The organism is Pectobacterium parmentieri, assembly GCF_001742145.1.
GTDB lineage: Bacteria > Pseudomonadota > Gammaproteobacteria > Enterobacterales > Enterobacteriaceae > Pectobacterium > Pectobacterium parmentieri.
Map to the genome: position 1 here is coordinate 73,119 of NZ_CP015749.1, position 13,000 is coordinate 86,118.

A 13,000-nucleotide genomic window follows, 5' to 3' on the forward strand; every position below is an offset into this window, starting at 1 on the left:
GAGCCATGATGAAAATAATCGCCTTTCTCACCCGCACCCGTCATCCAGGGCGCATCCATATGACGGATATCATGAGCTGGGTCTGGCTGGTGGTCGGCACGCTGCTGGTGATGATTCCGGTCATGTGGGCAGCCATGTCGTCGTTCAAAACGCCCGCAGAGATTAACCGCTTTCCGCCGAGTTTTCTGCCGCAGGCGGCGGATACCATCATGCTGCCGGAGTACCCCAAACCATTGGAACTGTGGCAGGTTAAACAGGAAGACGGTGAAGCGAAAACCATGGCGCTGGTCCGGCGTATTGGGCTGATCGCCCAACTGGTGAACCCAGATGCGCCGAGTGAGGTGGTGCGTGTGTCGACCAAAGATCTGGTGCCGATGAAGGCGTTGCATCTGGAAACGGAAAACTACACGACGCCGATCACGAAGTTCCACTTTGCCACCTACCTGAAGAACACCGTATTCGTGACGGTGATGGCGACGCTGCTGACCCTGTTGCTCAGTTCGATGGCGGCGTTCGCGCTGTCAAAATACGAGTTTCGCGGTCGTGGTACGGTGCTGACGCTGTTCCTCTCGACCATGATGATCCCGCTGTCGGTGGTGATGGTTCCAACGTTTCTGGTGGTGATCGGCCTGAACATGGGCGATAACCTATGGGGCGTGATTATCCCTACAGTCGCGACGCCGACCGGCGTATTCCTATTACGGCAATATATGCTGACGATCCCCGATGAGCTGATCGAGGCGGCGCGGATCGATGCCGCCAGCGAGTTCCGTATTTACTGGAAGATCATCCTGCCGCTGACCGCACCCGCGCTGGCGGTACTGGCGATCTTCTCGGTGATCTGGCGCTGGAACGACTTCCTCTGGCCGCTGATCGTCCTCTCCAGTCAGGACAATTTTACGCTGCAAATAGGTTTGAATGCGTTTCAGGGGCAGTTCTCGGTGCAGTGGCACTATATACTGGCGATGACGATGCTCTCGCTTCTGCCGGTGACGGCAGTGTTCGTCTTCCTGCAAAAATACATCACGACGGGGATTGCCAACACGGGGATGAAATAATGGCGACACTCAAGGATATTGCCGACCGCGCGGGGGTTTCCATCAGCACGGTTTCCCGCGCGCTGAACGGGACGGCACCGATCAGCGCTAAAGTCAGGCAGCACATCATGGCGATCGCCACCGAGCAGGGTTATCCGCTGCATAAAGTGGGTAAAGCGACCGTCACGCAGACGGAACCGCTGCGCCATATTTTGCTGGCGACGCCGCGCAACCTGATGCTGGAAAGTGAGTACAATTTGGTGTCGCTGACGCTGATTAATGCTCTGAAAACGCTGTGTTTACAACGCAATATCCAACTGCGTCCATTTCTGGGGGAACACGACACCATTAACGAACAGCAACTGCTGCGTGAACTTCAGGGAGGAAAAGAGAGCGGTATTCTCATCGTGAATGACGATCACCCAACGTTGCTGAACGCCGTGGCGGAAAGTGGTATTCCGGCGGTGCTGATTAACGGTGAGGATCCCTCGATGCGTCTGAGTAGCGTCACGCCAGCCAACCATTATGCAGCGGCAGCCGCGGTGCGTTACCTGATCGATCAGGGTCATACGCGGATCCTACATCTGACCTGGACGTCGCGCATGACGATTAAACAGCGCGAGCGTGGCTATCGTGATGCGCTTGCTCAGGCGGGGATTGCGGTGGATGACGATCTGATTCTGTCGCTGCCGGATTTCCACCCGCGCACGGCCCGCGATGCGCTATTGCGCTGGCTGACAGCGAATCCCGATAGATTAGGTGTCACCGCGATTTTCTGCGCGGCGGACAATCAGGCCATCGGCGTGATCGACGCGCTGTATCAGCACGGACTGCGGGTGCCAGATGATATGTCGGTGATGGGCATGGACGACATTCTGCCATTCGACATGCTGCCGGTTTCGCTCACCACGGTACACCTGCCGTTTGAGACGATTGCCCGTGCTGCGCTACAGTTGCTGGCGCAGCAAATGACGCCCTCACAGGCGCTCGGTATTGCCCAGCGCACCGAACTGGCGGGGAAGGTGGTCGTCAGAGAATCGGTACGGCGCATTGAGAGTAATACAGATTGAGCTTACGGGCAGCAGAGCTGTCCGACTGTGGGATAACCCTTTCACGATAACCCGATGGCCGCTGCCAGTTGATGTACCAATACCTTTGCCATCGCGGGTTCGGCCACATTCGTGAATCCCATAAGGAGCCCGCCGTGTGATGGCCCACACATTCGCCAGTCATTCAGTGCCTGAATGGCAAGACCATGAGATTGAGCCGCCGCTGCCAGAGACTGGTCGTCACCACGGGTTGCCAGCGTAGCTAACACATGAATGCCGCCCGCCTGCGGTTGGACGGTTAGGTGTGAACCTAATGTCTGTAAAAGCTCGTCGACCAGATAGCTGCGACGCATGGCATACAGTGAACGCATCTTGCGCAAATGGCGGGCAAAGTGACCTTGTTCCATGAAATCCGCCACCGTGGCCTGGGGCAAGATCGAACCAGAGTAGCCAAAGTGATTTGTCGTCTCCTTGAAGCGCTCGATCTGCGGTTCAGGGACCACCAGATAGGCTAAGCGTAGGCCGGGAAACAGGACTTTGCTGAAGGTGCCGGTGTAGAGTACGCGCCCGTCGCGATCCAGGCTTTTCAGCGCCGGTAATGGTCGACCGTGGTAACGGAACTCGCTGTCGTAGTCGTCCTCAATGATCCAGGATCGGCGGTGGCTGGCCCATTCCAACAACTGTAGTCGTCGGGGCAGAGACAACGCTACCCCCATTGGGCTTTGGTGCGTGGGAGTCACCACGGCAAAACGTGCCTCTGCGGCTCGCTGTTGACCCATGTCCACATTCAGACCTTCCTCATCCACCGGAACGGGTGCCAGATGCATACCTGCTCGCTCTAAGAACTGGCGAGCGAAGAGATAGCCGGGATCTTCGAACCATCCAATATCGCCGGGTTGTAATAACGTGCGGCACACCAGTTCCAGTGCTCCCCGGTAGCCTGCGGTGATGAACACCTGCTCGTATGTGCAAGTGATACCGCGCGAGATCCCCAGATAGGTCGCGATGGCTCGACGAAGCGGTTCATAGCCCGCCGGATCGGGATAGATCATGGCTGCCGTATCCAGCGTGCGTAAATTTTTCCCGGCAAGGCGTGCCCAGGTCTTGCGGGGAAAGGCATCCAGTGCAGGTAAGCCGAGTTGGAAAGGTTGTACTTGAGCGGCCTCGGTTTGCGGACGCGAGGGTATTTGAGAACGGGAGGGGGTGATATATCCCGACTCGGTCAGCTTTTCCAACTGGGGGGAGACGATGGTACCCGCTGGGCCACGTGTCAGGAAATAGCCTTCACCGGCTAGCATCTGATAAGCCATTTCGACCGTGCCTCGTGCCAGATTCAGTTCACTGGCAAGGCTGCGCACGGACGGTACGCGATCGCCTGGATGAAGTTTTCCGGCGGTAATGGCGTCGCGGTAGCGTCGATACAACTGTAAATAGAGCGGCGCATCGTGTTCCCTGCTTGGCTTCAGATGCTGCATGTCCATACGTTATGTCCTATTCATTTACTCAATTCTTGCACCTTCATTATGGGGCATAATTTTCCTAACATACTGGCTTCATTACAAGGAGATTGACATGGGTACCTTTCGATTGAGCCTCATTGACAGCGATCGGGACTATCTGGCTTGCTTCGATGTTATGCGGGAGCTGCGACCTCATCTTCCTGATGCTGCCGGATTCACTGCGCAGGCCCGTCGCCAAGCTGGGCAAGGCTATCATCTGCTGGCGGCATGGCAGGGCGATCGCGTCATGGGGTTGGCGGGTTACCGCATTCAGGAAAACCTGTTGTATGGTCGATTCCTCTATGTTGATGACCTTGTGGTTGCCGTTGCTGTCCGCGATAAGGGGCTCGGTGGCCTGCTGATCGAGGCAATGCGCGAGGAAGCGCAGCGGCAAGACTGTGCTCATCTGGTGCTCGATACAGCCTTGGGCAATGCACTGGCGCAACGCTTCTATTTTCGTCAGGGCTTGCTCTCCAAAGGGTTGCATTTCAGCTTAGCGCTATAGGTGTGAAGAGCCATGAAACAACGATGTTGTGGTCACTCCGGATGGCAAGGTCGTGCAACTCCGACGGTTGAACCATTGGCTCAGACGCTCTATGTACTGATTTTTTTCTCGTCCTTTCATTTCTTAATTGGAGACCTTCTATGAGTACGCTTCGCTTGCCCTACCAAACTCTCTCGCCAGAAGCCTATCAAGGGCTCGGCATGACCAAGAAAGCCCTGAACAAGAGCAGCCTTGGAAAACAGTTGATCGAATTGGTCTATTTGCGTGTGTCGCAAATTAATGGCTGCGCTTTCTGCCTGGAGATGCATGCGTCGGCTCTGCGTGCTGATGGTGTGCCGGATACGAAGCTGGACAGCCTGGCTGGTTGGCGTGTGAGCGCGCAGTTCAATGAACGCGAGCGTGTGGCGCTAGCCTGGACTGAATCGCTTGTGGACGTGGCTCACAGCCACGCGCCTGATGAAGATTTTGAGCCGCTGAAGGTACATTTCAGCGATGCAGAGATCGCCGATCTGAGCTTTGCCGTCGCGCTGATGAGTGCTTTTAATCGCTTGGCGATCGGTATGCGCCAATAAGGTATGGCGCCTGCTTTGCAGGCGCAGCAAATGACGTCATCACTGTATTGCCCAATGCACCGAACTGGCGGTGGTCAAAGAATCAGTACAGAGACTGAAATAGACGGGATGCTATTTCAGCGACAGCAGTCGTTCAAGAACCGTGACACGATAGCCGCGGAAATCGATATATCCACCGAACCATTCGCTTTGACTGGGAGAGACGAGTTTCTCGATAAACCAGCGATCTCTCATAATTGAAACAAGTTCAATAATGGTCATAGCAATGGCATAAGCAAACCAGAGCGCGGCAACAACCACGCCAAGATAAAGCCACGGCCAGTTGACCGTTATGGTCTGCTGCACCAATAAAATGACGGCGCAGATCTGAACCAGCAGCTTTCCTATGTAGGCACGTAGGGAAAACGTCCGTATGCTTTCGGCACTAAAGAAATACGGATTGGTTAATGATGTCCTGGTTTCACGCACTGGGATGCCATGAACATAGACCATCCATTCACTCTTTTCCTTTGGCAAAAAGGCGATGCCTTTTTCACTCAGACGGTGTAATCGCAGAGAGAGGATGACGGGGTAAGCCAGTTTCATCGCCAGAAGGTAGAAGACCGGGGCGCTTATACCGGCGACTGCCAGCGCGCCACAGAGGCAAATCGCAAAAAAGATCCTGGTGGTGTAGATAAAAAGAGATGTTGACTGGTAGTTCATTTTATAAATCCATTTATACACGGCGTGTATGCCGCACGCCGTCACTTTACTGCCGAATGTTTGATAATTAAAGCGGCATTCTATATTCGATAATGCCCGGTTTTTCCGCTACCCAATTATAAAGTCGCTGGGCTGTTTTATTGGTTTCCTGAGTGTGCCAATACAACCGATCACAGTGTTTTTCCTGTGCCTTTTCTCTCACATATTCAATCAGTTTTTTGCCAACGCATTTACCGCGAGCGGTGGGGGCAACGAAAAGATCTTCTAAGTAACAATAAGGGTTTACGCCCCAGGTGGAATCGTGAAAAACAAAATGTGCGAAGCCGATAATGTGTGCTCCTTCCCGTGCTATGGCACAGTGAACGGGAATCTCTGCTTTAAAAAAGCGATCCCAAGTTGTTTTAGTGACGTCATCGGTAAGCTGGACGTTATAGAACGCCTGATAACTTTCCCAATAGGGTAGCCATTGATCGTAATCTTCTGGCTCGGCTGAATTAATCATAATTTCTCGATCTAAATTCATTATTTTTACTCTCATATTGTCGCGATATTTTGTTGTTACGGATGGGTGCTGAAAATCAGGCTGATTTTTATAGCAATAAGATAGGAATAAGATAGCAATGAAATAGACGGATATACCCAGCCACTTATTGAGAGAGATGCAGACCAATTAGAAGGAGATGAAGACGGTGTTAAAGGGGCGTCTGCATCGACGCCCCTGAAAATTACCTAATATTATTGACGGTTCCGCACGTTAGGATTTCTCTGGCGCTGAATAGACGAGCTGGCCTTTGAAATACGTTTTGACCACGTTGGCACGATGCACCTGTTTGATCGGTACGTTGAACAAGTGGCGATCCAATACGATTAGATCGGCGGATTTACCCAGCTCGACCGAGCCTGTCTCTTTCTCTATGCCCATCGTTTTTGCGCTGTTGATGGTATAGATACGAATCGCTTCAGGCAGATCGACGGCTTCTTCGGGGGCCAGTGTACCGGGTGCATCATCCAGCGGATTCTGGCGTGTTACCAGTCCTTCAATACCGATCCAAGGTGATGGTGTGGGGCCACCGGCTGGCCAGTCAGAGCCGCCAGCGACTACCGCGCCAGAACGTAACAATTTAACCGTGGGGACAAAGTCCTTCATACGTTCTTCGCCAATGGTCACAACACTGGCGTTAGTCATATCGGACGGGAACCACAGCATCGGCGAGAGGTCGGCGGCAACCCGCAACTGTGCGAAGCGTGGCATATCTTGCGGTGAAATCAAATGCGTATGCGCGATTTGATGCATCGGACCATTTGGTCCATTAATTTTACGTACCTGCTCAACGGCATCCAGCGCCAGACGCAGTGAACCATCTCCCGCAGCATGAAGCTTGGTTGATATGCCTTGTTTATCCAGCTTGGACAGAATCTCGACGACTTGCTCGGTGGTGTAGTGCGTATCACCGTGATAGTGATCGCCATGGGTTTTGGTTGGCAGATAGGGATCAATCAGCTTTGCGGTATGGGCCGGTGGAACACCATCCAACACAAATTTAAAACGATCGGGGAAGAAGTTGGTGGTGCGGTAGACATCGCGTCGGGCAACCAACTCCAGACCCGCAGCGCCTTCATCCAACAGCGGCGTGGAGACGATCGAGCCGATAATACGCAGAGGCAGGCCTTCTGCCCGGTCAATCTTGCTCCAGATGCGCAGATTCACTTCTGAACTGACCGCTTCCTGCACGCCAGTAATGCCCAACGACACCATCGTTTTTGCGGCTCTGCGACCTGATGTCAGCCGTTGCTCTTCTGTGGGTACCGGAACCAGACTTTGTACATGCTGGAATGCGGGGAATTCTTGCAACAGGCCTGTAGGCTCGCCTGTTTTGGCATCTTTAACAATGACGCCTCCGGCTGGGCTAACGGACTGGGCGGTGATAGTTGCCAGACGCATCGCCTCACTATTAATCCAGCGGTTATGGTAAGAATCATCACGCAGAATGACCGGACGCCCGTTACTGACTTTATCCAATTTCGCCAGCGCTTCGGCGGTAGACAGCTCTGCCATATGCGGGCTACCCCAGGCAGACCCGACCACCCATTCGCCCGGTCCTGCTTTTTGCGCGCATTCACTGACCTGATTCAGAATGCCATCCAGTGAGCTTGTTTGCGCGAAGTTACAGGAATAAATATCTTCATAGCCGCCGTCTAACGGGTGAGCATGGACATCATTAATCCCCGGCATTGCCATACTGCCATTGAGGTCAACCACCTGCGTTTTCGGGCCGATAAACTCTGCCGCCTGTGCATTTGAACCGATGAAAACATAACGGCCATCGCGTACTGCGACGGCTTCCGCCCACGGCTGACCCTGATTAACGGTATAAATATTGCCATTGCGTAAAACTAAATCGGCAGTCGCTGCCGTTTCTGCCGCCATTAGCCCGGGTGAGGAAAAAAACAAACCTGAAACGGTCACAGCAAGCGCAGCGAGCCTGAAAGAATAGCGTCCTGTTACCGCGTGCTTAGCCTGTGTCGAGGATGTGTTGTTGACCGTGTTTTGGGATCGATTCTTGGTAGCTATGCGGCGTGTACTATTTTTTTCCATACGTATATCTCCATATATAACGTTTACACCTCATTGATAAGGCGTTGCTATTTTTCAGTAGCAATGGAGAAATAACTGTACCGATTGTGCTCTGATTATACCGCTGAGCACGAAACGCACATGATGTGATGATTTCCCTGGTTGATTGTTTATGTTTGGTTTCTCTATACACCACAAAATGAAAAACCCCCGCAGTGCGAGGGTTTCAGGTCTAAACTTTACAGAATTGTCTATGGTATGCGCTAGAACGGAATGTCGTCGTCGAAATCCATTGGCGGTTCGTTACTTTGTGCGGGCGCGCTGTTCTGTGCCGGACGCTGCTGAGCTTGCGCACCGCCGCTGAACTGGTTGCCACCCTGCGGCTGCTGAGGTTGACCCCAACCGCCTTGCTGCTGACCGCCACCTGCATTACCGCCTGCTGGTGCGCCGCCGCCCTGTCGTCCACCTAGCATCTGCATGGTGCCGCCGACGTTAACAACGACTTCGGTGGTGTAGCGCTCTACGCCAGCCTGATCGGCCCATTTACGGGTTTGCAGTGCGCCTTCGATATAAACCTGAGAGCCTTTGCGCAGGTATTCGCCTGCAACTTCTGCCAGTTTGCCGAACAGAACCACACGGTGCCATTCGGTCTTCTCTTTCTGCTCACCGGTTTGCTTGTCACGCCAGCTTTCCGACGTAGCCAGCGTGATGTTGGCAACTGCACCACCATTCGGCATATAGCGGACTTCCGGGTCTTGACCCAGATTCCCGACAAGAATCACTTTATTAACGCCTCTGCTGGCCATGCTCGTATCTCCTGATGAATCGATAGATTTGTTTTAAGTCTAAACGATCAATCTTAACATGGGAAAACTCTCTGTCATACCTGCGAAATGGCTTCAGAAATGAAAGTCAGATTTGCAGCGTTTGCAAAATAAACGGGTTTAATACTGGATATTCATTCAGTTTTTTTTGTGCCATAATTGTCCGTTTCGTACCGGTTCTCTCCGTTCGGGAGACGATGACAAACCGTTTTTATTCCGGGAAGTGTGTGAATGGATAAGATCGAAGTTCGTGGTGCTCGTACCCATAATCTCAAGAATATCAATCTGATAATCCCTCGTGACAAGCTGATCGTTATCACCGGTCTGTCTGGTTCGGGTAAGTCATCGCTGGCGTTCGACACGCTGTATGCCGAAGGGCAGCGGCGCTATGTGGAATCCCTCTCCGCCTACGCCCGTCAGTTCTTGTCGCTGATGGAAAAACCGGATGTCGATCATATAGAAGGGCTGTCGCCCGCCATCTCTATCGAACAAAAATCCACTTCACACAACCCGCGTTCGACGGTCGGGACGATTACCGAAATTCATGACTACCTGCGTTTGCTGTTTGCCCGCGTGGGTGAACCGCGCTGCCCAGAGCATGATGTGCCGCTGGATGCGCAGACGGTCAGCCAAATGGTGGACAACGTGCTGGCGCAGCCGGAAGGTAAACGCCTAATGCTGCTGGCGCCGATTGTGAAAGATCGCAAAGGCGAGCACAGCAAGACGCTGGAAAACCTGGCGTCACAGGGTTACATCCGCGCCCGTATCGACGGCGAGGTGTGCGATCTGTCCGATCCGCCAAAACTGGAATTACAGAAAAAACACACCATCGAAGTTGTCGTCGATCGCTTTAAAGTGCGAGAAGACTTGGCGCAGCGCCTGGCGGAGTCGTTTGAAACTGCGCTGGATCTGTCCGGTGGTAGCGTAGTCGTGGCCGATATGGACGATCCAACGCAGCCTGAACTGCTATTTTCGGCGAATTTTGCCTGTCCAGTGTGTGGCTACAGCATGCACGAGCTGGAACCGCGTATGTTTTCGTTCAACAACCCGGCGGGCGCGTGCCCAAGCTGTGATGGTCTGGGCGTACAGCAGTTCTTCGATCCGGTTCGCGTGGTGCAAAACGCGGAGCTGTCGCTGGCGGGCGGAGCGATTCGCGGCTGGGATCGCCGCAATTTCTATTATTTCCAGATGCTGCGCTCGCTGGCGGAGCACTACAAATTTGACGTCGATGCCCCGTTTGAAGACCAGACTGCAGCGGTGCAGAAAGTGATTCTGTACGGCTCCGGCAAAGAGAACGTTGAATTCAAATATATCAACGATCGTGGTGATACCTCGGTACGTCGTCATCCGTTTGAAGGCGTGCTGCACAATATGGAGCGCCGCTATAAAGAGACGGAATCCACGGCGGTGCGCGAAGAGTTGGCGAAATTCATCAGCAATCGCTCCTGCGCCAGTTGCGGCGGGACGCGTCTGCGTGAAGAAGCGCGTAACGTGTTTGTTGAGCAAACCACGTTGCCGCAGATTTCCGATATGAGCATTGGCCATGCGATGACGTTTTTTCAGAATATGAAGCTTAGCGGGCAGCGTGCCCAAATCGCCGAGAAAGTACTAAAAGAGATTGGCGATCGGCTGAAGTTTCTGGTGAATGTGGGGCTGAACTATTTGTCGCTCTCCCGCTCGGCGGAAACGCTGTCCGGCGGCGAGGCGCAGCGTATTCGTCTGGCGAGCCAGATCGGTGCCGGGCTGGTTGGTGTGATGTACGTGCTGGATGAGCCGTCTATCGGCCTGCACCAGCGAGACAACGAGCGCCTGCTGGAAACGCTGGTTCATCTGCGCAACTTGGGCAATACCGTCATTGTGGTGGAACACGATGAAGACGCAATTCGTGCTGCCGACCATGTGATTGATATTGGCCCCGGTGCGGGTGTGCACGGCGGACAAATTGTCGCCGAGGGCACGATGGAAGAAATTATGGCGGTGCCGGGGTCGCTGACGGGGCAGTTCCTCAGCGGTAAGCGCAAGATTGAAATACCGAAGCAGCGCGTACCTGCGGATCCAACCAAAGTATTGAAGCTGATCGGCGCGAAGGGCAACAACCTGAAAGACGTCACGTTGACGCTGCCAGTTGGCCTGTTTACCTGCATCACCGGTGTGTCGGGATCGGGCAAATCTACGCTCATCAACGATACTTTGTTCCCGCTGGCACAGCGTCAGTTGAACGGTGCGACGCTGGCAGAACCTGCTGCTTACCGTGAGATCCAGGGACTGGAACATTTCGACAAAGTGATCGATATCGACCAAAGCCCGATCGGTCGTACACCACGTTCCAATCCCGCAACTTACACCGGCATTTTCACGCCGATTCGCGAGCTATTTGCTGGCGTGCCGGAAGCCCGTACCCGTGGCTATAACCCCGGACGTTTCAGCTTTAACGTGCGTGGCGGACGCTGCGAAGCCTGCCAAGGCGACGGTGTAATCAAGGTCGAAATGCACTTCCTACCGGATGTCTATGTGCCGTGTGACCAGTGCAAAGGTAAACGTTATAACCGTGAAACGCTGGAAATTAAATACAAGGGTAAAGGCATTCATGAAGTGCTGGATATGACCATCGAAGAAGCGCGCGAGTTTTTTGATGCCATCCCAGCGCTGGCGCGGAAGCTGCAAACGTTGATCGATGTTGGCCTGTCCTACATTCGCCTTGGGCAGTCGGCAACTACGCTGTCCGGCGGGGAAGCGCAGCGTGTGAAACTGGCACGCGAACTGTCAAAACGTGGAACGGGTCAGACGCTGTATATTCTAGACGAACCCACGACTGGCCTGCACTTTGCTGATATTGAGCAGCTTCTTACCGTTCTGCATCAACTGCGCGATCAGGGCAATACTATCGTGGTGATTGAGCATAATCTGGATGTGATTAAAACGGCGGACTGGATTGTCGATTTAGGGCCGGAAGGCGGTAGCGGCGGCGGAGAAATTCTGGTTTCTGGCACGCCGGAAACGGTAGCGGCGTGCGAGCAGTCTCACACCGCGCGCTTCCTGCGACCGATTCTGGCACGCGAAGCCTGATAGCGAGAGGCCAAATCATGTGGGCGCAATATGAAATCCGCCTGAAGCCGAAAGCCAGAGGCTTCCATCTGGTGACGGATGAAATACTGGCGCAGGTCACTGCACTGCGTCAGATAAAAGCCGGACTGATGCATGTGTTCATCAAACATACCTCGGCGGCGCTAACGATTAATGAGAATGCGGACCCCACGGTGAGGCAGGATTTCGAGAGCTTCTTTAATCGGTTAGTGCCGGAGGATGAACCGTACTACCGCCATATTTATGAAGGCAGTGACGACATGCCCGCGCACCTGAAAGGCAGCCTGCTGGGAAACAGCCTCACGCTCCCCATCACCGACGGATGCCTGAACATCGGCACCTGGCAGGGTATCTACCTGTGCGAACACCGCAACCACGGCGGCAGCCGCTCGCTGGTCGTTACGCTGAATGGGGAATAGCTCCCTTGAAGCGAATCGTACCAGCGACTTATCTCGATAAACACTGAACTGCCTGCACGGCAGTGAACGCTGAATATCGTTTTCCTGTTCACTGTGATCTTTTCTAAGCTGCCTGTACGGCAGTGAACATATTGTACTGAAACGTGATTGGCTCCATTCTTTTCTAAGCTGCCTGTACGGCAGTGGACTCACGCTGTACGGAAAACTGGCAGAGGTGGCTTTTCTAAGCTGCCTGTACGGCAGTGAACTGATTGCCCAATACCAAACGCTGGAATTTAACTTTCTAAGCTGCCTGTACGGCAGTGAACGCCGAGTTTCACGACAGCCACATTCGGTGCACTTTCTAAGCTGCCTATACGGCAGTGAACGCAATTAGCGACCCGTAAAACCCGCCCTCCACTTTCTAAGCTGCCTATACGGCAGTGAACTCAGAAATTCCATCCACTTATCGTTAATCAGCTTTCTAAGCTGCCTATACGGCAGTGAACACGAAAGCGGCGCAACGTCAGTATCGGGCGGCGTTTCTAAGCTGCCTATACGGCAGTGAACGTGAATGCGCCATCGGAATAAATATTGATAACTTTCTAAGCTGCCTGTACGGCAGTGAACATAGCGCACCATAACATTGTTAGCGCTTACATTTTCTAAGCTGCCTGTACGGCAGTGAACACATGAAATTCACGGATAGTGATTATATAATGATTTCTAAGCTGCCTGTACGGCAGTGAACATCA

The 13,000-nt window shown here is 53.4% G+C and carries 11 protein-coding genes and 1 CRISPR repeat array (1 of these 12 running past the window's edge); of the genes, 6 read left to right on the forward strand and 5 right to left on the reverse strand.

Annotation, left to right across the window (positions count from 1 at the left end; genetic code table 11):
- Positions 1 to 5: 5 nt before the first annotated feature.
- Together A8F97_RS00320 and A8F97_RS00325 are read left to right on the forward strand one after the other, a co-directional pair.
- Positions 6 to 1,058, forward strand: a complete 1,053-nt coding sequence (locus tag A8F97_RS00320; RefSeq protein ID WP_033072119.1) for a carbohydrate ABC transporter permease — start codon at positions 6 to 8, stop codon at positions 1,056 to 1,058.
- On the forward strand, positions 1,058 to 2,107 hold the full coding sequence (locus tag A8F97_RS00325; protein ID WP_033072118.1) for a LacI family DNA-binding transcriptional regulator: 1,050 nt from the start codon (positions 1,058 to 1,060) through the stop codon (positions 2,105 to 2,107). The genes A8F97_RS00320 and A8F97_RS00325 overlap by 1 nt, the downstream gene beginning before the upstream one ends.
- Positions 2,108 to 2,148: 41 nt before the next feature.
- On the opposite strand, the gene pdxR is transcribed toward A8F97_RS00325, so the two are convergent.
- Entirely contained in the window at positions 2,149 to 3,567 is a 1,419-nt protein-coding gene (gene pdxR / locus A8F97_RS00330) for a MocR-like pyridoxine biosynthesis transcription factor PdxR (RefSeq protein WP_033072117.1), read from the reverse strand.
- A gap of 91 nt (positions 3,568 to 3,658) precedes the next feature.
- Here pdxR and A8F97_RS00335 point away from each other — a divergent pair, with 91 nt between their 5' ends.
- Entirely contained in the window at positions 3,659 to 4,090 is a 432-nt protein-coding gene (locus tag A8F97_RS00335; protein WP_025919366.1) for a GNAT family N-acetyltransferase, read from the forward strand.
- Between the two features lie 140 nt (positions 4,091 to 4,230).
- Positions 4,231 to 4,662, forward strand: a complete 432-nt coding sequence (locus A8F97_RS00340; protein ID WP_033072116.1) for a carboxymuconolactone decarboxylase family protein — start codon at positions 4,231 to 4,233, stop codon at positions 4,660 to 4,662.
- Between the two features lie 111 nt (positions 4,663 to 4,773).
- Here A8F97_RS00340 and A8F97_RS00345 read toward each other — a convergent pair whose 3' ends face one another.
- The 4 genes from A8F97_RS00345 to ssb1 all read right to left on the reverse strand — a co-directional run bounded on the left by A8F97_RS00345 (position 4,774) and on the right by ssb1 (position 8,745).
- Positions 4,774 to 5,364, reverse strand: coding sequence for a hypothetical protein (locus A8F97_RS00345; RefSeq protein WP_033072115.1), 591 nt, complete (start codon positions 5,362 to 5,364; stop codon positions 4,774 to 4,776).
- A 67-nt stretch (positions 5,365 to 5,431) separates the two neighbouring features.
- A complete protein-coding gene (locus tag A8F97_RS00350; protein ID WP_183042266.1) occupies positions 5,432 to 5,887 on the reverse strand; it encodes a GNAT family N-acetyltransferase in 456 nt (151 codons plus the stop codon).
- A 231-nt stretch (positions 5,888 to 6,118) separates the two neighbouring features.
- Positions 6,119 to 7,960 carry an amidohydrolase gene (locus A8F97_RS00355; protein WP_033072114.1) on the reverse strand — a complete coding sequence of 614 codons (1,842 nt, stop codon included), beginning with the start codon at positions 7,958 to 7,960 and terminating at the stop codon, positions 6,119 to 6,121.
- 242 nt (positions 7,961 to 8,202) lie between these two features.
- Positions 8,203 to 8,745 (reverse strand): single-stranded DNA-binding protein SSB1, encoded by a 543-nt coding sequence (gene ssb1 / locus A8F97_RS00360; RefSeq protein WP_014701314.1) that lies wholly within the window; start codon positions 8,743 to 8,745, stop codon positions 8,203 to 8,205.
- Positions 8,746 to 8,994: 249 nt separating this feature from the next.
- Here ssb1 and uvrA point away from each other — a divergent pair, with 249 nt between their 5' ends.
- Positions 8,995 to 11,829: an excinuclease ABC subunit UvrA gene (gene uvrA, locus A8F97_RS00365; RefSeq protein ID WP_014701313.1), complete on the forward strand. Its 2,835-nt coding sequence runs from the start codon at positions 8,995 to 8,997 to the stop codon at positions 11,827 to 11,829.
- A gap of 17 nt (positions 11,830 to 11,846) precedes the next feature.
- Entirely contained in the window at positions 11,847 to 12,266 is a 420-nt protein-coding gene (locus A8F97_RS00370; RefSeq protein WP_015731174.1) for a secondary thiamine-phosphate synthase enzyme YjbQ, read from the forward strand.
- Between the two features lie 100 nt (positions 12,267 to 12,366).
- Positions 12,367 to 13,000: a CRISPR direct-repeat array (repeat unit 28 nt; unit sequence TTTCTAAGCTGCCTATACGGCAGTGAAC); it runs 900 nt beyond the window's last position.